Origin of the sequence: Erwinia sorbitola (genome assembly GCF_009738185.1) — a bacterium.
In the GTDB taxonomy this organism is placed as follows: Bacteria; Pseudomonadota; Gammaproteobacteria; order Enterobacterales; family Enterobacteriaceae; genus Erwinia; species Erwinia sorbitola.
In genome coordinates this window covers 3190730-3211174 of record NZ_CP046509.1, presented here as the reverse complement: position 1 = coordinate 3211174, position 20445 = coordinate 3190730, and the positions used below count along the sequence as shown (strand labels likewise).

The 20445-nt window shown below is 53.3% G+C and carries 20 protein-coding genes and 3 pseudogenes; 13 read left to right on the top strand and 10 right to left on the bottom strand.

The window, feature by feature from the left end:
• Positions 1 to 201: 201 nt before the first annotated feature.
• Complete coding sequence (modF, locus tag GN242_RS14430; RefSeq protein WP_156287720.1) at positions 202 to 1677, bottom strand: molybdate ABC transporter ATP-binding protein ModF; 1476 nt, start codon at positions 1675 to 1677, stop codon at positions 202 to 204.
• Between the two features lie 19 nt (positions 1678 to 1696).
• Positions 1697 to 2476 carry a molybdenum-dependent transcriptional regulator gene (modE, locus tag GN242_RS14425; RefSeq protein ID WP_156287719.1) on the bottom strand — a complete coding sequence of 260 codons (780 nt, stop codon included), beginning with the start codon at positions 2474 to 2476 and terminating at the stop codon, positions 1697 to 1699.
• 146 nt (positions 2477 to 2622) lie between these two features.
• Between modE and GN242_RS14420 the strand changes: the two genes are divergently transcribed.
• The 4 genes from GN242_RS14420 (at position 2623) to modC (ending at position 5632) form a co-directional block, all read left to right on the top strand.
• Entirely contained in the window at positions 2623 to 2787 is a 165-nt protein-coding gene (locus GN242_RS14420) for an AcrZ family multidrug efflux pump-associated protein (protein ID WP_154752081.1), read from the top strand.
• 163 nt (positions 2788 to 2950) lie between these two features.
• On the top strand, positions 2951 to 3721 hold the full coding sequence (gene modA, locus GN242_RS14415; protein WP_154752080.1) for a molybdate ABC transporter substrate-binding protein: 771 nt from the start codon (positions 2951 to 2953) through the stop codon (positions 3719 to 3721).
• A 163-nt stretch (positions 3722 to 3884) separates the two neighbouring features.
• Entirely contained in the window at positions 3885 to 4574 is a 690-nt protein-coding gene (gene modB / locus GN242_RS14410; protein WP_156287718.1) for a molybdate ABC transporter permease subunit, read from the top strand.
• The gene (gene modC / locus GN242_RS14405; RefSeq protein ID WP_156287717.1) at positions 4574 to 5632 is read left to right on the top strand and encodes a molybdenum ABC transporter ATP-binding protein ModC; all 1059 of its coding nucleotides are present in this window, start codon (positions 4574 to 4576) and stop codon (positions 5630 to 5632) included. The genes modB and modC overlap by 1 nt, the downstream gene beginning before the upstream one ends.
• Here the strand turns inward: modC and GN242_RS14400 are convergent.
• Together GN242_RS14400 and GN242_RS14395 are read right to left on the bottom strand one after the other, a co-directional pair.
• Positions 5633 to 5830: pseudogene (locus GN242_RS14400) on the bottom strand (HAD hydrolase family protein); the annotation flags it as partial.
• Positions 5806 to 5937 (bottom strand): annotated as a pseudogene (locus tag GN242_RS14395) (integrase core domain-containing protein); the annotation flags it as partial. The pseudogenes GN242_RS14395 and GN242_RS14400, both read right to left, overlap by 25 nt.
• Positions 5938 to 6252: 315 nt before the next feature.
• On the opposite strand from GN242_RS14395, the gene GN242_RS14390 reads away from it, so the two are divergent.
• From GN242_RS14390 to GN242_RS14380, 3 genes are read left to right on the top strand one after another with little or no spacing between them, the layout of a single operon-like run.
• Positions 6253 to 7965: an S-type pyocin domain-containing protein gene (locus GN242_RS14390; RefSeq protein ID WP_231617101.1), complete on the top strand. Its 1713-nt coding sequence runs from the start codon at positions 6253 to 6255 to the stop codon at positions 7963 to 7965.
• A complete protein-coding gene (locus GN242_RS14385; RefSeq protein ID WP_156287715.1) occupies positions 7962 to 8429 on the top strand; it encodes a DUF6392 family protein in 468 nt (155 codons plus the stop codon). Before GN242_RS14390 ends, GN242_RS14385 begins: the two co-directional genes overlap by 4 nt.
• A 21-nt stretch (positions 8430 to 8450) precedes the next feature.
• Positions 8451 to 9071 (top strand): hypothetical protein, encoded by a 621-nt coding sequence (locus GN242_RS14380; protein ID WP_156287714.1) that lies wholly within the window; start codon positions 8451 to 8453, stop codon positions 9069 to 9071.
• A 372-nt stretch (positions 9072 to 9443) separates the two neighbouring features.
• On the opposite strand, the gene GN242_RS14375 is transcribed toward GN242_RS14380, so the two are convergent.
• On the bottom strand, positions 9444 to 10274 hold the full coding sequence (locus GN242_RS14375) for a pyridoxal phosphatase (protein WP_156287713.1): 831 nt from the start codon (positions 10272 to 10274) through the stop codon (positions 9444 to 9446).
• A gap of 101 nt (positions 10275 to 10375) precedes the next feature.
• Between GN242_RS14375 and pgl the strand changes: the two genes are divergently transcribed.
• Positions 10376 to 11368, top strand: coding sequence for a 6-phosphogluconolactonase (pgl, locus tag GN242_RS14370; RefSeq protein WP_154752076.1), 993 nt, complete (start codon positions 10376 to 10378; stop codon positions 11366 to 11368).
• A gap of 77 nt (positions 11369 to 11445) precedes the next feature.
• Positions 11446 to 11561 (top strand): annotated as a pseudogene (locus GN242_RS14365) (DUF943 family protein); the annotation flags it as partial.
• A 53-nt stretch (positions 11562 to 11614) separates the two neighbouring features.
• Here GN242_RS14365 and GN242_RS14360 read toward each other — a convergent pair.
• The 4 genes from GN242_RS14360 to bioA all read right to left on the bottom strand — a co-directional run bounded on the left by GN242_RS14360 (position 11615) and on the right by bioA (position 15777).
• The gene (locus GN242_RS14360; protein WP_154752075.1) at positions 11615 to 12091 is read right to left on the bottom strand and encodes a kinase inhibitor; all 477 of its coding nucleotides are present in this window, start codon (positions 12089 to 12091) and stop codon (positions 11615 to 11617) included.
• A 585-nt stretch (positions 12092 to 12676) separates the two neighbouring features.
• A complete protein-coding gene (locus tag GN242_RS14355; protein ID WP_154752074.1) occupies positions 12677 to 13357 on the bottom strand; it encodes a type 1 glutamine amidotransferase domain-containing protein in 681 nt (226 codons plus the stop codon).
• The gene (gene curA / locus GN242_RS14350) at positions 13354 to 14400 is read right to left on the bottom strand and encodes an NADPH-dependent curcumin/dihydrocurcumin reductase (RefSeq protein ID WP_154752073.1); all 1047 of its coding nucleotides are present in this window, start codon (positions 14398 to 14400) and stop codon (positions 13354 to 13356) included. The genes GN242_RS14355 and curA overlap by 4 nt, the downstream gene beginning before the upstream one ends.
• Before the next feature lie 87 nt (positions 14401 to 14487).
• Positions 14488 to 15777: an adenosylmethionine--8-amino-7-oxononanoate transaminase gene (bioA, locus tag GN242_RS14345; RefSeq protein ID WP_154752072.1), complete on the bottom strand. Its 1290-nt coding sequence runs from the start codon at positions 15775 to 15777 to the stop codon at positions 14488 to 14490.
• Positions 15778 to 15867: 90 nt separating this feature from the next.
• Here bioA and bioB point away from each other — a divergent pair, with 90 nt between their 5' ends.
• From bioB to bioD, 4 genes are read left to right on the top strand one after another with little or no spacing between them, the layout of a single operon-like run.
• A complete protein-coding gene (gene bioB, locus GN242_RS14340) occupies positions 15868 to 16899 on the top strand; it encodes a biotin synthase BioB (protein WP_154752071.1) in 1032 nt (343 codons plus the stop codon).
• Positions 16899 to 18050: an 8-amino-7-oxononanoate synthase gene (gene bioF, locus GN242_RS14335; RefSeq protein ID WP_156287712.1), complete on the top strand. Its 1152-nt coding sequence runs from the start codon at positions 16899 to 16901 to the stop codon at positions 18048 to 18050. Before bioB ends, bioF begins: the two co-directional genes overlap by 1 nt.
• A complete protein-coding gene (gene bioC / locus GN242_RS14330; RefSeq protein WP_154752069.1) occupies positions 18034 to 18792 on the top strand; it encodes a malonyl-ACP O-methyltransferase BioC in 759 nt (252 codons plus the stop codon). Before bioF ends, bioC begins: the two co-directional genes overlap by 17 nt.
• Entirely contained in the window at positions 18785 to 19453 is a 669-nt protein-coding gene (gene bioD, locus GN242_RS14325; RefSeq protein ID WP_156287711.1) for a dethiobiotin synthase, read from the top strand. The genes bioC and bioD overlap by 8 nt, the downstream gene beginning before the upstream one ends.
• Positions 19454 to 19514: 61 nt before the next feature.
• Here bioD and GN242_RS14320 read toward each other — a convergent pair whose 3' ends face one another.
• Positions 19515 to 20231 (bottom strand): ABC transporter ATP-binding protein, encoded by a 717-nt coding sequence (locus tag GN242_RS14320; RefSeq protein WP_154752068.1) that lies wholly within the window; start codon positions 20229 to 20231, stop codon positions 19515 to 19517.
• Between the last annotated feature and the right edge of the window lie 214 nt (positions 20232 to 20445).

The window sequence follows — 20445 nt, the reverse complement described above, 5'->3', positions numbered from 1 at the left end:
AAGCGTGATCAAGTCTGTATAAATGGAATCGTTTACACAAGCTGAATATTCCGAAGTGTCAATAAAAGTAGCGAGGTTAAACATATGGGGCGGGCAGGAAGGGGGAAATAATGGTAGCGCTTACACTTAAGGGCAAACAGCCGCCTGACGCTAACTCAGGGGCCACCTTTGCAGATGGCCTCCGTCAATATTGGCAGCCCTTTAGTGAAGAGCTTCCTGCTGGTAGCCATAGCCGTCACCTTCAGGGACAAAACTCAGGCGATGGGTAATGCACTGTGGAGCATCTTCCGCGTGGTGCGATACAAACAGCAGCTGGGTACGTCCTTCCCCAATCAGTACATCAATAAAGCGGCGCACCAGCAGGCGGTTGATCGGATCCAGCCCCTGCAGCGGTTCATCAAGGATCAGCAGTGCCGGATGTTTAACCAGCGCACGGGCGATCAGCACCAGTCGCTGCTGGCCCCAGGAGAGATCGTGAAACGGAGAGTCGGCCACGGCACCGCTCATCCCCAGCAGCGCCAGCCACTGTTTTGCCAGCGCCTGCTGACGATCGGATACCGCCTGATAAATCCCAATAGAATCGAAATAGCCGGAGATCACGACGTTACGTACGCTGCTGCTGACCCGGTAGTCGAGGTGCAGGCTGCTGCTGACATAGCCAATATGTTGTTTAATATCCCAGATGGTTTCTCCGCTGCCACGGCGGCGGCCAAACAGCGTCAGGTCGTTGCTATACCCCTGAGGGTGGTCGCCGGTGACCAGACTAAGCAGCGTTGATTTCCCCGCGCCGTTAGGGCCGGTAATCTGCCAGTGCTGACCGCGCTCCACCTGCCAGCTAAGATGATGCAGGATCGGCCGATCGTTGTATGACACCAAGCCGTCGCGCAGCGTAATCAGCGGAGCATTATCCGCCAGCGCGGGAATCGCATTGATATCATCGGCTTCCGGCAGCGTCATACCCGCCAGCTGTTCGCTGTGAGCCAGCTGCGCTACCAGCGCTTCAGCAAGGATGGCCTTGCGCTCTCCGGTGTGAGTCAGGGTACATTCTGCCAGCACACCCACCCGATCGATAAAATCAGGAATATCATCAAAGCGGTTCAGCACCAGCACCAGAGTTAAACCCTGCCGTTGCAGGCCGCCGAGCACGCTGGCGAGATTAGCGCGCGAGGCCACATCCAGCCCGTCAAAAGGCTCATCAAGGATCAGCAGATCCGGCTGTGCCATCAGTGCCTGGCAGAGCAGCGTTTTGCGGGTTTCCCCGGTAGAGAGATATTTAAAGCGGCGGGACAGCAGGTGCTCAATACCAAACTGTGCGGCCAGCTGCTGGCAGCGAACGGTATCGCGCACTGCTTCCTGAATGATTTCACCCGCAGTGAGGCCGGTATCATCTTCATCGGCACTGAGCAGGTCGGTATTATTACGCTGCCATTCCTCTGCCACCAGTTTTTGCAGCTGCTCCAGTGACAGGCGGGTAGTGCGCTGAAACTGGCTGTTGACGCTACCTCTGGACGGCGGAAGTTCGCCTGAGAGTGCGCGGGCCAGTGAGGATTTACCGCTGCCGTTAGCTCCCACAAACGCCCAGCTTTCACCGGAGGTCAGGGTCAGGTCATGCAGATTAAGCGTGCGGGTATCGCTCAGGCGAAAAATGCCCTGGGTAATTTGCAGTAATGTTGACATTATCATTTCCATTTCATGTTCAGAGCAGCGTGGCAATGATGACGCGATCGGCATTGAAACAGGCGGTCACTGCCGTGCCCGGCTGGAGTTTTTGCTGCACAATATGTTGATTATCAACGGTAGCACACAGGGTTTCGCCGCCGCCAACGGAAATCAGCACTTCGCTGTGGCTGTCGCCCTGTTCAATCTGGCTGATAGTGCCAGGCAGCTGATTATCGGAATACGCGCTGCCGCTGGTGATGTCAATCCACGGCGCTTTAATCAGCACCAGCACCTCTTTACCACTGGTCAGCTGCAGGCGGTTAGCGCTCACTTCCGTCAATGCTACCTTGATTTGAGTCTGACCATCGGCCAGCTGCACCATAACGTGCTGCTGCACCGGGCGGTCATCGCGGGTAACAATCGTGCCATACAGCTGATTTCGTGCGCTGGTTTGCAGTGAAAAACGTGCGATAGCCCCTAACAGACTGCCGAGAGGTGCATCATCCTGCAGCACATCGAATGCTTTTTGCTGAATCTGCTCCAGCAGCTCATACAGCTGTATCAGGCGTTCGCCGTAAGAGGTCACCAGCGCACCGCCGCCGCCTTTACCTCCGGTGGCTCGCTCTACCAGCGTACGATCTGCCAGCTGGTTCATCTCGTTAATCGCATCCCAGGCGCTTTTGTAGCTGATACCCGCCAGTTTTGCGCCCTGGCTAATCGATCCACTCTCTTTCACCTGACGCAGCAGTTCAATGCGGCGTGGGTCGGCAAACAGCCGCTGTTGCAGCTTCAGGATCAGGGAAATATCGGCCTGCATAGGAACTCCGGAACGGGGAAAAAAATGTTATGCGCTGATTCTATCAGTGCACGGAGAATAAATTGCGCACTAAGGCACAAAAGGTCAGTGCTTTCTGAGCATCTATCGCTACAATGGTTTTTTTATGTGAGTAAGATGAGGTTCCTATGCTGGAGTTACTGTTGGCCCTGGTCGAAGCCATTCTTATGGTACCGGTCGTTATGGCGATTATTCTCGGGCTGATCTGGGGCCTGGGCGAAGTATTTAACGTTATTTCCAAATTTGGTCACAATGATGACCAGCCCGCGAAGAAAAATCGTATCAGCCAGTAAATCTCACCTTCATGCCTTTCAGGATGCCCGGTTACGTTATACCGGGCATCTTCGTTTCTGCCATTGCCTAAACTTCCCTCCGCTAATGCCGATAATTACGGTTACAGCTCCCAGTGTATCGTTATATTATTCAGTACATAACGAACCCACTGGAGAGATAAGCATGTCTGTAAAATGGAATCACTGGCTGGCAGCAGCGGCCGTTAGCCTGAGCGTGACTGGTCCGGCTGTTGGTGCAGAGAATATTACTGTGTTCGCTGCGGCCTCCCTGACCAATGCGTTGCAGGATATTGCCAGCCAGTATGAGAAGGGCAAAGAGGTGAAGATTGTCTCTTCATTTGCCTCCTCATCTACGCTGGCACGTCAGATTGAGCAGGGGGCACCGGCAGATCTGTTTATCTCTGCCGATCAGCAATGGATGGATTACGCCAGCGACAAGAACACCATCGACAGCGGCAGCCGTGTTACCCTTTTGGGTAACGATCTGGTGCTGGTGGCGCCAGCGGCCAGTAAGCCACAGGCAGTCAGTATCAATAAAAATACCGACTGGAAAAGCCTGCTCAAAGGCCAGCGTCTGGCGGTTGGCGATCCGGATCATGTTCCGGCGGGGATTTATGCTAAAGAAGCGTTGCAGAATCTCGGTGCATGGGAGCAACTTTCCCCGGTGATGGCACGCAGTAATAGCGTACGCGCCGCGCTGGCGCTGGTAGAGCGAGACGAAACGCCATACGGCATTGTGTACGGTTCCGACGCCGTTGCCAGTAAAAAAGTGACGGTGGTGGGTATTTTCCCGAAAGAGAGCCATAAACCAGTGGAGTATCCGCTGGCTATCGTTAAAGATCACAACAACGCCAGCGTAAAAGCCTTTTATAACTATCTGAAAGGGCCGGAAGCTGCCGCTGTATTTAAACAGTATGGATTTGCACCGTTATAAATGCGGTTTGCTGCCAGGCGTCACTAATAATCAAATACGGCGTCAGGGCAGCAAATAAGGAGATCCCCGGGAACTTACTCAGGTAAGTGACCGGGAGAGTCGGCGCAGCTGATGCAGCTGATATAGCTGAAGTTTAACAAGCGAAGGTGATAAAGGTTAAAGCATGTTTTTAAGCGACCCTGAATGGCAGGCGGTGGCGTTAAGCCTGAAAGTATCCATGGTTGCGGTTGCCTGTAGCCTGCCATTTGGGATCCTCGTGGCCTGGCTGCTGGTGCGCCGCCAGTTTCCCGGAAAAACCCTGCTCGACAGTATTATCCATCTGCCGCTGGTGCTGCCGCCGGTAGTGGTGGGCTATTTGCTGCTGCTGGGTTTCGGGCGTCGCGGTTTTATTGGCGAATATCTCTATGACTGGTTTGGTTTCAGCTTTGCCTTTAGCTGGCGCGGTGCGGCGCTCGCCTCGGCGGTGATTGCCTTTCCGTTGATGGTGCGGGCAATTCGCCTCGCTCTGGAAGCGGTGGATACCAAACTGGAGCAGGCGGCGCGAACCCTTGGAGCGGGGCGCTGGCGGGTATTTTTCACCATTACTCTGCCGCTGACTCTGCCGGGAATAATTGCCGGCACGGTGCTGGGCTTTGCCCGATCGCTGGGGGAGTTCGGCGCGACCATTACCTTTGTATCAAATATACCGGGGGAGACCCGAACGCTACCTTCAGCGATGTATACGCTGATTGAAACGCCGGGGGCAGAAGGGGCGACCGCGCGCTTATGCGTGATTGCCATCCTGCTGGCGCTGGTTTCTCTGCTCCTTTCCGAATGGTTGACCCGCTGGGGTCGTAAGCGTTTAGGTTTCTGATGCTGATTCTCGATTTTACCCAACAGCAGGGCGACCATACCCTGACAGTGAAGGCCAATATACCTGCCAGCGGCGTCACGGCAATTTTTGGCGTTTCTGGTGCCGGGAAAACCTCGCTGATCAATGCGATCGGCGGGCTGAGTGTGCCTCAGCAGGGCAGCATTACGCTTAAAGAGCGCGTGCTTAGTGATACCGCAACGGGAATCTGGCTGCCGCCGGAACTGCGGCGTATTGGCTATGTATTTCAGGATGCGCGGCTGTTCCCGCATTACCGGGTGCGCGGCAATCTGGAATACGGTATGGCGAAAAGTATGCGGCCGCAGTTTGATACTCTGGTGCAGCTGCTGGGGCTGGAATCGCTACTTGATCGTTTTCCCTGGTCGCTTTCCGGCGGTGAAAAACAGCGGGTAGCTATTGGCCGGGCGCTGCTGACTGCGCCGGATATTTTGCTGATGGATGAACCGCTGGCCTCGCTTGATCTGCCGCGCAAGCGTGAGCTGCTTGCCTGGCTGCAAACCCTGGCGCGCCAGGTGGCAACGCCGATCCTCTATGTCAGCCACAGCCTGGATGAACTGCTGCATCTGGCGGATAACGTGATGGTGCTCGATCAGGGGAAAGTGAAGGCTTTTGGTGCGCTGGAGAGAGTCTGGGCCAGCAGCGCCATGCGCCCCTGGCTGCCGCGTAGTGACCAGAGCAGTATTTTGCGCGTTCAGGTGCTGGAGCAGCATCCCCATTATCAGATGACGGCGCTCTCCCTTGGCGATCAGCATATCTGGGTAAACCGGGTAGATTTGCCGCAGGGTACACCGCTACGTATCCGTATTCAGGCGGCGGACGTATCGCTGGTGCTGAAGCCGCCGGTTAACAGCAGCATCCGTAACGTTATTCCGGCTCAGGTATCTGAACTGCTGGAGATCGACAATCAGGTGGAAGTGAAGCTGCTGGTGGGGCAAAGCGAGCTGTGGGCGCGTATAACGCCCTGGGCCCGCGATGAGCTGATGATAAAGCCGAATATGTGGTTATTTGCTCAAATCAAAAGCGTATCGATCACCACCTGATTACAGCACTTCACGGTATATTATTTCTGCAATGCCGGGTTCCAGATTGGTGCCAATAACACGTTTTGCCCGTGCTTTAATCGCCTCATCGGCGTTGCCCATTGCCACGCCAAGGCCCACGGTTTCCAGCATGCTGAGGTCATTGTAGTTATCCCCAAAGGCGATAACATCGCTCATCTGGTAACCGTTAGCGGCCACGCACTTGTTGAAATTTCCGGTTTCTCAGCCATCAGCCGGTATTCTTCCGGCATCAGGTTATTCAGGGACTCATGAGGTCGCTCACTGTTATATTCAGTCAACCAGCGTACATGGTATTTAGTCGCTCTCAATGAGTGTGTTTACTGGCATAAAATATAAGGCCGCGAAAGCGACCTTTTTTATTGTCCTTTTTCCTGGAATAAGTTTACTTGCTATTTGTGGTGTTTTTGTATCCATGTTGATTTAAGTTAAGTCGATTCTTGAATATTATGCATACTATATCAATTTGATTCATGAGGGGAAGCCTTCGATATTATATGGATGTAAGGAATAAATGCTGGTATGGCTATAAAAACAGACATGTGGCAGTACGTTGTGGCCTCTGAAGGAAAAGGGTTCAGCTTTTGGGAGGAAGGATAGCCATGGCGATTGGATACATCCTCTGCCTTAACGATAAAACCACATGCGGAGGGACGATTATTGGCGGGAATCCTAATCGTAGATCTCATTCACGACCTGTTGCGCGGATGGGCGATCCTGTAACTTGTGGAAAACATGAAGGCATATACAGGATTATTGGCGGGATTAGCTTCATGAAAGATACTGAGGGTAATTCTATAAAGCTGATAGCAGGAACGCTTGATAGCTTTAGTAGCTGCCCTTGCCAGGCGAAATTCATCGTTGCGAAATTCCCTGCTATGAAATATGAATCACGTAGTGAGGGAAGCAGGACTTCAGGTAGCTCATCGGGTAATAATAAAAATATTGTTCCTGCTATAGCAAGCCTGGTGGCAACGGCTGTTGTACCTGTTTTTGCTAAATCAGCACTTCGCGGTACGGGTAATACTGATGCTGGAACAGAAGACGAGCCACAGGACAACGTTGGTGAGATGAGTTTCTATCAGTCCAGACCATCGCAGCCAGCCCCTGAGCCAGAACAGCACGCCCAGGCCGCGAAGAAGAAGAAAACTTCACCGCCGCCACCAGAGCCACCGAAGAAAAAATCACTTTTCGATAAAGTAACAGGTTTCTTCTTTGGTGAAGCTGAAGCAATGCCACTTCCCCCGCCTCCGGTTGTTATGGGCGGTTCAGCAGAAGCTGGAATGGCAGCAGCAGCGGGAGGTGCTACAGCAAAAGCGAATCAGGACGCAGCCAAAGCCCTTACCCATACGATGAAACACCTTTCAGGCCCGGGAGTCTGGAGCGGTTCGCTTGCGATGAATTTGCCGTTTGTTGTTATGGGGGCGATTGCTCAGTCAAAACTCAAGGGCGACAAGAGCGATCTGCTAACCCCTGAAAAGTTACTGGAAGTCGCTCACAGCAAGGGAACCGTACCAACCCGGGTACGCTATAACTGGATTACCGACGATGAAACCGGGCGATTGAGAGCTGTTGGCTATCATACAAGTGCTGCCAGTGGACGCGATCAAGTACGTGTCCGACTGCTTGAAAAGCAAATGGACGGTAGCTATGAATTTTGGGGCGATGAGCGAAGCAATAAGCCATTAATTACCTGGACACCAGCAAGCACGCCGGGATCGCAAGATAGCTGGAATACAGGTAACAACAGTCCACAAGCGGGTACTGTAACGATTCCGGGGCTTGAACATCCCGATATTCAGGGCGTAACTATCACCACAACGCCTGTGCCGGAAGAAAAGGATTTTCGGGATTACATTCTGGTGTTTCCGGGGAATATACATCCGCCGATCTACATCTACCTCAGTAAGTCCCCGGTCGAGTTGTTGGAAGTTAAGCTTTATAGTGATTTTAAAGGGCGTTCACGGCAGGGCAAGTATGAGGCTGATCATATGCCTTCGAGGGCTGCTGTGGAGGAATTTTATCGGCTTAATTATCCCGATCTGGATAATGATGATATTAAAATTCTTACAAGTCGAGTAGCCGCGATCGTTGTTCCTAAAGAAGTCCATAGAAAAATTAGTGAAACATTTGGCGGTAGAAATGATCGCCAGCAAGTAATTCGCGATGCTCAAGGCTTGAAATTTGCTGTAAATAGAAACTTAGATACAATTAAACCAGCATTGAAAGAACATGGTGTGACTGAGGAGCAACTAGAAGCTGCCAGAGAGAAAATGCACCAATTGAACGAGAGCATGGGGTTATACAAAAAATGACTATACACGTAGAAACATTGATTCGTAGCCTTGGGAAGGCTTATCCTGATCTTGTTAAAACTGGATTAATAACATATCAAACAAAACCTCAAGGGGCTCCTGGCTCTCCTGTAATAAGCCTGGATTTGGCAAAGGAGGGAGTCTTTTTATCATTCGCTCGCGAAGGTCAAGTTCTGAAAGAGGTAACATTACGAATTCAGAATAGTAAGGCTAAAAATTGGGTATTCCCAAACGAATTGCCCTCACCATTAGAAGAGAAAATGTCTCGCGATTGGGTCCATGAAACTCTTTCCGAGCCTGATAAAATCCTGCCCCCAAAGGTAGTTGCGGGATTATCATTTGGCATGACGGAAAGATACTCTCTTGAAGGCTTTCATATCCCTATAACCTTACAAATTCGATATGACGAAAATGAGATGGTTGAAAAATTAACATTTTTGCCGACATCCGAACTTCGTTGGTAGTAAAAAATAGACGTTCTTTAAGTGGGCGCTTCAATCATTATATTAAACATATATATAATGGTTGAAATATTTAAGATTGATTTGGAAATATTAATAATCAGAGAGAAGAAAATGACACCGGATATAAATCGTTTACGTAACAACATGGATAAGTTAAAAGAATTGATCAATTATTTGGATCTGGAGTTTGTTGATGATCCTGTTTGGGATGAACCTTCTGATTTTAGTTATCTTAATGAACGAGATTTGGCTGATCCTGATATATTAGCAAATATTAAAGCGATGAAAGAAACTAATGATTTAATTAGCTGGATTGGTCGAGACGTTGAAGGATATGTTGGGCTATGGCGTGGGCCTGAAAATACTACATTAAGCCAAGCACCAATAGTGCGATTAGATACGGAGGGGCAGTATTCTATTGTTGCAAACTCTATCCCTGATTACATTGCTGTTTCATGTGATTATGACGAATTTTCAAAGAATAGAAAGTTACTTATTTCAGTCGGATTCCGCCTCTCTGAATCTGTTGATGATATATGGTTATCTGTCGATGATATTTACAGAAGTGCAAATTTACATCGAGGGGACTTATATAACCAAGACCGAGTTAAAAGAGGACTTGAACCAATAGATCTTCTTTAATCCTCTGATATATAACAACAACTTCACAGACGTCGCGAAAGCGGCTTTTTTAATAGCTTTATAATCGCATGCTTTAATTAAATTTTACTGGGGTTTTTCTAACTTAATCAGATGGCCTGAAACGTATATTAGCCATGTGTGAAGAGGCGTGTAAATACAATTGGTTATGGCTGCTGAAAGCGAAGGAAGCCCCACGTGGGTTTTTCTTATTAAACCTTGTGGGGATATACATCTCTTTAGAAATTATTCAATGGCTTGGGAATTATCAGATTAGAAGAAAAATCTTTCTAATGCGAGTTTATGATGGTTAATTAATATCGGCTCAGATCAACGAGTTGAGCCGTTATAACTTAACCTGGAATAGTCCGTTTTTTATGTGGGAATGCTGACGCAATATTTATTTACTATTTCAGCAATTCCCGATTCGGTATTATTACTTATAACCAAATCGGCACAAGCTTTCACTTCCTCAACGGCATTTCCCATAGCCACACCTAATCCAGCACTTTTCAACATGCTTAGATCGTTAAAATTATCACCAAACGCGATAACCTGCTCCATAGAAAAACCTTGTGATTCAACCCACTCGGCCAGACGTTTGCCTTTGCTATTGCCCGCTTTAGCAATATCAACCTGGTCATGCCAGGACCATTCACAGGCCAGTCCCATCTCCGCTTCGACTTTTTCTGCGAACTGTTGCAGCGCAGCGGTGTCTGCATGAGACAGAGCAAATTTCCAGATGGAGTGCGCATTTCTTGCTGCGTCTGCCAGGCTGTCAACATGTAGAAATGTTGGGCGCTGGGCTTCTGGCAGCGTCAGACCCCAGTTGATGGTGCGCGTCACATGGCCTGTTTCGGCCTGGTACAGCATTGCATCATCGACGTAAAGCAGGCCGTGAATTCCTGCTGTGTCGAGCATCTCAATTACGCGCAGCGCCTGCTCTTTAGGCAAGGGATCACTCTGTAAGACTTTTTTTGCCTGATAATCATACAAGTAAGTGCCGTTACAGCAAATTGCAGGTGTATCCAGCGCCAGTGCCTGATAAAAAGGATGGATGGCTACATGATGGCGACCGGTCACAATCAGAATCTTTATGCCTGCCTGCTGCGCTTTTTGAAGCGCGTCCAGTGATTCTGGCAGTATGGTTTTGGTAGGGGTTAACAGCGTGCCGTCCAGATCGAGGGCGATAATGCGATAGCTCATAACAATTCCCATGGCTTAAAAGAAGCCAGTAAGTGTACACCCTGTGACGCCAGCCACAATATGCACGTCAACCGATTTCCCGTTCAGAACAAGGAGCATTCATGAAACAAGTTGTTTATACCGCCAGCCCTGAGAGCCATCAGATTCACGCCTGGCAGCTGAATCATGACGGCGCACTGACACTGCTACAGGTAGTGGATGCGCCTGGCCAGGTGCAGCCCATGGTGGTTAGCCCGGACAAAAAGTTTCTGTATGTGGGGGTGCGCCCGGATTTCCGCGTAGTTGCTTACCGCATTGATGCTGAAGGTAAACTGAAAGAAGCGGGTCATGCGCCTCTTACCGGTAGCCCGACACATATCTCTACCGACCGTCTGGGTCGTTTTATCTTTGTTGGTTCTTACAACGATGCTTTCGTCAGCGTCAGCCCGATTGGTGCTGATGGCCTGCCGGGTGCGCCAACACAGATTGTAAAAGGTCTGGATGGCTGCCACTCCGCTAATATTGACCTGACCAATCAGACGCTGTTTGTTCCTGCCCTTAAGCAGGATCGTATTGCACTGTTCAGCCTGTCGGACAGCGGTGAACTGACGCCATGTGCGCAGCCGGAGCTGAAAACCACTGCGGGTGCCGGGCCGCGCCATATGGCATTCCACCCGAACCAGCGTTATGTTTACTGCGTGAATGAGCTGGACAGTACCGTGGACGTGTGGGATTTAACCACCGGCGATGTTGAGAAAGTACAAAGCGTGGATATGATGCCGGAAGGTTTCAGCGATACTCGCTGGGCGGCCGATATTCATATCACTCCGGATGGGCGTCATCTCTATAGCTGCGACCGCACTGCCAGTATCATTACCGCGTTCAGCATCAGCGCCGATGGTGCAACCTTGACCGTTGAAGGCCATCAGCCAACGGAAACCCAGCCACGCGGCTTTAATATCGATAACAGCGGTCAGTATCTGATCGCAGCCGGGCAGAAGTCCCACCATATCGAGGTGTATAAAATCACCGCCGAACGTGGTCTGCTTCAGCCGCTGGCGCGCTATGCGGTAGGCCAGGGCCCGATGTGGGTGGTGGTACATCAGCTGGATTAATCTTGCCTGAATAATAGAGATTAATAACAAGGTTGGCCTGAAATCAGGTCGACCTTTTTTTTACCAGCCTTAATGAAAACGGCAGCTATACGGTAATAGTATGGGATTGCGATGATGGGTATAAATCAGAAGGGAAATACGATCGTCTCTGTTTTGATGATATGAAACCACACCCAGCAACTGCCCCGATAAAAGAGCAGGGCGCTGATTGTGCCCTGCCCGTGAAAACGCAGTATACCAGGCGAATTAAGAGTACATCGCCGTAATTGATGCATTGCCCAGCGAATGGAAATGCACGTTAAAACCAACCAGTGCACCGCTGGCATTCTCATCAACGTCCAGTGTTTCAACGTCAAGAGCATGCACCGTGAAGATGTAGCGGTGTGATTCGCCTTCAGGTGGCGCAGCGCCGCCATAGCCAGCACTGCCAAAGTCAGTACGCGTCTGTAACGATCCTGCTGGCAGGTCAGCCTTACCGGAGCCGGCACCCTCTGCAAGCTCTCGGGTATCCGCAGGTAAGTTAGCCACCACCCAGTGCCACCAGCCAGAACCGGTAGGAGCATCAGGGTCATAACAGGTCACCACAAAACTTTTCGTTCCAGCGGGCACATCGTCCCAGGCCAGATGCGGCGACAAATTGTCACCATGGTAACCCATGGCATTCAGTACCTGGCGCTCCGGCAATTTATCGCCGTTGTTGAAGTTGTCACTTACTAGTTTCATTTACTCTCCTTTAACCTTCATCCTTGAGGCTGCATCTGTGTTGACTGCGCTCACGCGCCCGAATCACTTACCTGAGTAAGCTCATCGGGACTTGTTCTCTTGTCGCCTTGATGCAACCCCAATGATTTTGGTTAAACCTTCACCCAGGAGGCTGCATCTGTGTTGACTGCGCTCACGCGCCCGAATCACTTACCTGAGTAAGCTCATCGGGACTTGTTCTCTTGTCGCCTTGATGCAACCCCAATGATTTTGGTTAAACCTTCACCCAGGAGGCTGCATCTGTGTTGACTGCGCTCACGCGCCCGAATCATTTACCTGAGTAAGCTCACCGGGACATGTTCTCTTGTCGCCTTGATGCAACCCCAATGATTTTGGTTAAACCTGTGACGATTCACCTTCAACCCTGAGGCTGCATCTGTGTTGACTGCGCTCACGCGCCCGAATCACTTACCTGAGTAAGCTCACCGGGACCTGTTCTCTTGTCGCCTTGATGCAACCCCAATGATTTTGGTTAAACCTGTGACGATTCACCTGGCCCGGGAGGCTGCATCTTTCTAATCTCAATTCTTTATATTTAACATCGTATTATTCATGCAAAAGCTTCAGCAGCTCTTCAGCTGCCGCTGCGGACGAAGCCGGATTTTGCCCGGTGACCAGATGGCCATCGGTCAGCACGTACACACCCCAGTCATCGGTATGCTCAAACTGACCGCCCAGCTTTTTCAGCTCATCCTCAACCAGAAAAGGTACCACATCCGTCAGGCCAACGGCGGCTTCTTCACTGTTGGTAAAACCTGTCACCCGTTTACCCGCCACAATCGGCGTACCGTCGGGCTTTTTGGCATGACGCAAAACCCCAGGCGCATGGCAGACGGTACCGACAGGCTTACCATTGGCAAACAGCGTTTCAATCAGCTGAATGCTGTTGGCATCCTCGGCCAGATCCCATAGCGGGCCATGACCGCCGGGATAAAACACCGCATCAAACTGGCTGGCGTCAATCGCGTCCAGGCGCTGGGTATGTGCCAGCGCCTGTTGTGCCACCAGATCGCTACGAAAGCGCTCCGTGTCACGGGTCTGCGCATCCGGCTCGTCACTCACCGGATCGAGTGGCGGCTGACCACCAGCGGGAGAAGCCACCACCACGTTTATGCCAGCATCACGAAACACATAATAGGGCGCGACAAACTCTTCCAGCCAGAAACCGGTTTTACGCCCGGTGTCACCCAGCTTGTCGTGTGAAGTTAAGACCATTAATATCTTCATGACGGTTTGTCTCCTGCTACACGAACCACGACCTTGCCGAAGTTTTTACCTTCAAGCATGCCGATGAATGCTTCCGGCGCATTATCCAGCCCGTCGATAATATCTTCACGGAATACCAGCCGCCCTTCAGCTACCCATTTGCTCATCTGAGTAAAGAACTCTTCAAAACGATGGCCATAATCCTGGGTGATAATAAAACCCTGAACGCGCAGGCGTTTACGCAAAATCGCACTTTGCAACTGCGGCAGGCGGTCAGGGCCGGAACGCTCTCCGGTGCTGTTGTAATCGGCAATCAAACCACAAACCGGAATACGGCCTTTGGTATTCATCAGCGGCAGCACGGCATTAAATACTTTGCCGCCAACGCTTTCGAAATAGACGTCAATCCCATCGGCACAGTGGCGGCTAAGTTGTTCGGCCAGGTTGTCATCGCGGTGATCAAGACAACGGTCAAAGCCCAGCACCTCTTCGGCATAGCGGCATTTCTCCGCACCGCCCGCAATCCCCACCACATGGCAGCCCTTGAGTTTGGCAATCTGACCGACGAGGGAGCCGACTGCCCCGGTTGCTGCGGCAACCACCACGGTTTCACCCGCCTGCGGGTTACCGATATCCAGCAGCCCCATATAGGCGGTGAAGCCAGGCATCCCCAGCATCCCCAGCGCCCAGGATGGATGCTTCAGTACCGGGCCGCTGAGTTTAACCAGCTCTTCGCCGTTTGAGAGAGCAAAGTCCTGCCAGCCGCTGTAGCCGAGAACCCAGTCACCGGCGGCAAAATCTGCGTGTTCAGAACGCTCGACCACCGACACCGTTCCGCCACACATCACCTCATTGATGGCGACCGGAGGGACATAGGAAGGGGCATCGCTCATACGCCCGCGCATGTAAGGATCAAGAGACAGCCAGACGGTACGCAGCAGCACCTGTCCGGCGGCAGGTTCAGGAACGTGCTGTGATTCCAGGCGGAAATTCGCTTCAGTTGGCGCGCCGTGCGGGCGGGATGCCAGCAGCAGCCGACGATTGGTATGTTTGTCTTGTGGCATATTAGCTCCTTTTTGCGGCAGTAAGCCGCGCAAAACCTGGTAAAAGCGTAGCCCATCAAGCCTGCCGCTGCCTGGAGACAGCCTTCATTACTGAGAATTAAACAGGGCTGGATGTGCTACGGCTGCACTTACTGCATCGGTTAACCTTGCCAGCGCCTGTGGGCTAATGACATAGGGGGGCATCAGATAAATCAGCCGCCCGAAGGGGCGTATCCACACGCCCTGTTCAACAAAGAACGCCTGCATCGCCGCCATATTCACCGGCCTGTGCGTCTCCACCACCCCAATCGCCCCCAGTACCCGTACGTCAGCTACTTCAGGCTGTGAGCTCAACGGCATTAATGCCGTATGCAGCTGTCGCTCAATGTCCATCACCTGTGTCTGCCAGTGGTTCTCTTGCAGGATGGCGAGGCTCTCCGCCGCGACGGCGCAGGCCAGCGGATTACCCATAAACGTTGGGCCATGCATAAAACACCCCGCCGCGCCGTTACTGATAGTGTCAGCCACCGTGCGGGTAGTCAGGGTGGCAGATAGTGTCATGGTGCCACCGGTCAGAGCTTTACCCACGCAGAGAATATCCGGGCTGATAGCCGCATGTTCGCAGGCAAACAGTCTGCCGGTGCGACCAAACCCGGTGGCGATCTCATCGGCAATCAGCAGTAGCTGATAACGGTCACACAGTTCGCGTACCCGGTGCAGATAGCGCGGATGGTAAAAGCGCATCCCGCCAGCCCCCTGCACGATTGGTTCGAGGATCACCGCCGCCAGCTGCTGATGATGCTCAACGATCAGCTGTTCGAGCGCGTCGGCGTCCTGTTCTTGCCAGGGCTGATCGAAACGCGGTGGGGCAGGAGCGAACAGATGCTCCGGCAAATAGCCCTGATACAGGCTGTGCATCGAGTTTTGCGGGTCGCACACTGACATCGCGGCAAAAGTATCACCGTGATAGCCATTGCGCAGGGTGAGGAAACGTTGACGCTTTTCACCTTTCGCCTGCCAGTACTGCAATGCCATTTTCATCGACACTTCAACGGCTACCGATCCTGAATCGGCGAGGAATACACATTCCAGCTGCGATGGGGTCATCGCCACCAGGCGGCGGCACAGCGCTACTGCCGCCGGGTGAGTGATGCCGCCAAACATCACATGGGACATCTCCGCCATCTGCGCCTGTAACGCCTGATTCAGGCGCGGATGATTGTAGCCGTGGATCGCAGCCCACCATGAGGACATACCGTCTACCAGCTGACGGCTATCCGCCAGCTGAAGGGAGGTACCCGCCGCAGCCACCACTGGATAGCAGGGAAGCGGCTGACTCATGGAGGTGTAAGGGTGCCAGATATGGTCACGGTCAAAAGCGAGATCGTCAGGTGTCATAAAATCACTTGTAAACCAAAAATAAAAAATTTAGTTTACAAGTATAACCAGGCCGTAAAGACAAATGACAGACTTTTTTTGGAGCAAGCAATGGCAACACGTTGGACACTCTCTCAGGCGCAGGCGCTGTTTGATAAGCCTTTTCTCGAACTGATGTTTGAGGCGCAGCAGATACATCGCCAGCATTTCGACCCGCGTCAGGTGCAGGTCAGTACGCTGCTGTCGATCAAAACCGGGGCCTGCCCGGAAGACTGCAAATACTGTCCACAAAGCTCACGCTATAAGACCGGGCTGGCATCCGAGCGTCTGATGGAGGTGGAGGAGGTGCTGAGTTCAGCACGCAAAGCGAAAGCAGCCGGATCCGGACGTTTCTGCATGGGAGCCGCGTGGAAAAATCCCCATGAACGCGATATGCCTTATCTTGAACAGATGGTGCAGGGGGTGAAAGCCATGGGAATGGAAACCTGCATGACCCTTGGTACGCTCAACGATCAACAGGCGCAGCGACTGGCCCATGCCGGGCTGGATTTTTATAATCACAACCTGGATACCTCGCCGGAATTTTACGGCAGCATCATCACCACTCGCAGCTATCAGGAGCGGCTGGATACGCTGGGTAAAGTGCGCGATGCCGGTATCAAAGTCTGTTCCGGCGGCATAGTCGGGCTGGGGGAAACGGTCAGCGACCGTGCCGGGCTGCTGGTGCAGTTAGCTAATTTGCCGACGCCGCCGGAAAGTGTGCCGATCAATATGCTGGTCAAAGTCAAAGGCACGCCGCTGGCGGATAACGATGATGTTGATCCTTTCGACTTTGTCCGCACCATTGCGGTTGCGCGCATTATGATGCCGCGTTCCCATGTGCGCCTCTCCGCCGGACGTGAGCAGATGAGCGAACAGACTCAGGCGATGTGTTTTATGGCCGGGGCTAACTCCATTTTCTACGGCTGCAAGCTGCTGACCACACCAAACCCGGAAGAGGACACCGATCGCATCCTGTTCCGCAAGCTGGGGCTGAACCCGCAGCATAGCGAAACGGAAGCGGGCGATAATGAACAGCAGCAGGCGCTGACAGCTCAGTTGATGAGTGCCGATACCGACCTGTTCTACAACGCGGCGGTGTAATGAGCTGGTCACAACGAATCGCACAGGCGCTCATCGCTCGCCGCACCAGCGGGCAGTATCGCCAGCGCCATCTCAGCGAGCAGGGTGACGCGCGCAGCCTGCGCGTGGCGGGGCAGGATTTTACTCATTTCTCTGGCAATGATTACCTCGGGCTGAGTCACGATGCCCGCATTATCGATGCCTGGCAGCAGGGCGCAGCGCACTACGGCGTTGGCGCGGGTGGATCGGCGCATGTTACCGGTTATCGTACGCCGCAGGCAGAGCTGGAAAGCGAGCTGGCGGACTGGCTGGGCTACGACCGCAGTCTGTTGTTTATCTCCGGGTTTGCGGCAAATCAGGCGGTTATTGCCGCGATGATGGCGAAAGATGACCGTATTCTCGCCGATAAACTGTGCCACGCTTCACTGCTGGAAGCCGCCACTCTTAGTCCGGCAACGCTGCGCCGTTTTGCGCATAATCAGCCTGCGTCGCTGGCGACGCTACTGGCCGGAAACAAGAGTGGCGAAACGCTGGTGGTCACCGAAGGTATCTTCAGCATGGATGGCGATCGGGCACCGCTGGCGGAGCTGCACAGGCTCTCACAGTTACAGGGCGGCTGGCTGCTGGTGGATGATGCCCATGGGGTGGGCGTTTGCGGTGAACAGGGGCGGGGCAGCTGCTGGCAGCAACGGGTTAAGCCGGAACTGCTGATCGTCACCTTTGGCAAAGCGTTTGGCGTCAGCGGCGCGGCGCTACTGTGTAACGACGACACCGCAGAGTATCTGTTGCAGTTTGCCCGCCATCTGATCTACAGCACCGCCATGCCACCGGCGCAGGCCTGTGCTATCCGGGCTGCTCTGGACTGTATCCGCCAGGGCGATGGCCTGCGGGAGCAGCTGACAGCCAATATTCACTACTTCCGTCAGCAGGCGGAAACCCTGCCCTGGTCGCTGGGGGCGTCGGACAGCGCCATTCAACCCCTGATGGTTGGTGACGAACAGGCGGCGCTGATGCTGTCGCAGCGGCTGCGGGAGCAGGGCTGCTGGGTAACGGCTATTCGCCCCCCGACCGTGCCGCCGGGCACCTCACGGCTGCGCATCACCCTGAGCGCGGCTCATCGTATCAGCGATATTGATCGGCTTCTGGAGGCGTTACATGCTGCAAACCGTTGACAAACAGGCGGTGGCGGCAGCCTTTGGTCGCGCCGCACAGAGCTATAACCAGCACGCCCGGCTACAGCGTCAGTGCGGGGAGCGGCTGATGGCGCTGGCACGCCCCGGTCATGGGCTGCGGGTACTGGATGCGGGATGCGGCACCGGCTGGTTCAGCCAGCGCTGGCGTACCGCCGGGCACGAGGTGACCGCGCTCGATCTGTCGGAGAAAATGCTTCAGCAGGCGGCCAGCGGTCAGGTTGCTGACTATTACCAGGCGGGAGATATTGAGGCTCTGCCATTTGCCGATGCCAGCTTCGACCGCTGCTGGAGCAATCTGGCGATTCAGTGGTGCAGTGATTTACCCCAGGCGCTGCGCGAGCTGCGGCGGGTGACAAAGCCGGGCGGACAGGTGCTGTTTTCCACGCTGCTGGCCGGCTCCCTGGTTGAGGTTGAGCAAGCCTGGCAGTCGCTCGGGCGAACTGCGCCGCTCAATCGATTCGCCAGCCTGGAGATGATCGAACAGGCGGCGGCAGGGATCGCTCTGACGCTGACGCCTTATACGCTGACGCTGGCATTTCCGGATGTGCTTACGCTGCTGCGATCGTTAAAAGGCATAGGTGCTACCCATCTGCATCAGGGGCGCGAAGCGCGGGCACTGAGCCGCGGTGAGCTGCAACGGCTGGAACAGATGTGGCAACGCGATGCGCGTGGCTGCCTGCTCAGTTATCAACTGGTTTCAGGAGTAATAGAGAGTGACTAAGCGCTGGTTTGTGACCGGAACGGATACTGAAGTGGGAAAAACCGTCGCCAGCTGCGCGCTGTTACAGGCGGCACAGGCAGCGGGATATCGCTGCGCGGGTTATAAGCCAGTGGCCTCCGGCTGTGAGATCACCCCGGACGGTATCCGCAATGAAGATGCGCTGGCGCTACAGCGCTACAGCGCGGTCAGGCTGCCTTACGAGACAGTGAATCCACTGGCATTTGTCGAGCCGACTTCGCCGCATATTATCAGCGCAGCTGAACAGCGGCCCATAACGGCACAGCAGCTCTCTGCCGGGCTGGAAGCGGTGTCGCAACAGGCTGAATGGGTGTTAACAGAAGGTGCGGGTGGCTGGTTTACGCCGCTCTCAGAGGTGCTGACCTTTGCCGACTGGGTACAGCAGGAGCAGCTGCCGGTCATTCTGGTGGTGGGAATCAAACTGGGATGCATCAACCACGCGCTGCTGACTGCGCTGGCGATAGAGTCTGCCGGTTTACCGCTGGCGGGATGGATTGCTAACGGCGTTCAACCGCCGGGCAAACGACATCAGGAATATCTGACGACGCTGACACAGCGTATTAATGCACCGTTGCTGGGGGAGATCCCACATCTGACCAGCAAAGATAGAGATGATTCAGGGCGGTATATCACCCTGCCATGACCGGCACAGCGCCTGCTCTCTACTTGCACTAAAAGCTTGTAGAGAGCAGGCGTAGCTGTTTTCACACCGTTAACCATGTATTCACCATGCTTTCATCCAACTGAGCAACTTTGCCATGGGCGACATTGCGCCCGCGGTGCAGCAGCAGGAAATAGTCCGCCACGCGGCGTATAAATGACAGGCGCTGTTCCAGCAGCAAAATGGTCATGCCGAAGTCATGATTCAGACGATGAATCAGATTCCCCATCTCCTCTTCCAGCCAGGGTGACATTCCCTCCGTCGGTTCATCCAGAATCAGCAGCTTTGGTTGCAGAACCAGAGCACGCGCCAGCGCCAGCTGTTGCTGCTGACTGATTGGCAGCTCGCCGCTGCGCTGATGACGCAGGGAGTAGAGCGCCGGAAACAGATCGTAAACCATCGCAGGTATGGCGCGATGGCGTTCCATTCCGGCTCCCGCCAGCAGGGCGATTTGCAGGTTTTCCTCGACGCTCATCTGCGAGAATATATGGCGGCCCTGCGGTACATAGCCAATACCCAGCGATGCGCGTTTTTCCACCGGCTGCAATAGCAAATCCTGCGGCGGGCCGTTATCTTCCTGCCAAACCATTGATCCACTGTTAATAGGCAGGTGCCCCATAATGCAGTTTACCAGCGTGGTCTTCCCCATCCCTGGCTGGCCGATGATGCCGGTGCAGGTGCCGGGCGGTAAATCCAGGTCGACATCCCACAGAATGTGGTTTTGCCCATAAAATTGATTAATAGAACGTAAACTAAGCATCTGACACACTCCTCCAGACAGTTATCGATCGCATCTGTATTGCTTACGCTCTATGTCGTCTGGCAAACAGTCCGGCGCTGTAAAGCACCCTCGTTTTTGTGCTTCTTGCTCTGGTGTTATGAAAGCGTGAGGCAGTGGTAGTTATCTTGCAAATAGCAGGCCAGTTCGGAAAAAGGCCAGAAATCCACAAACTCATAACATCTGTGCCTTCTAT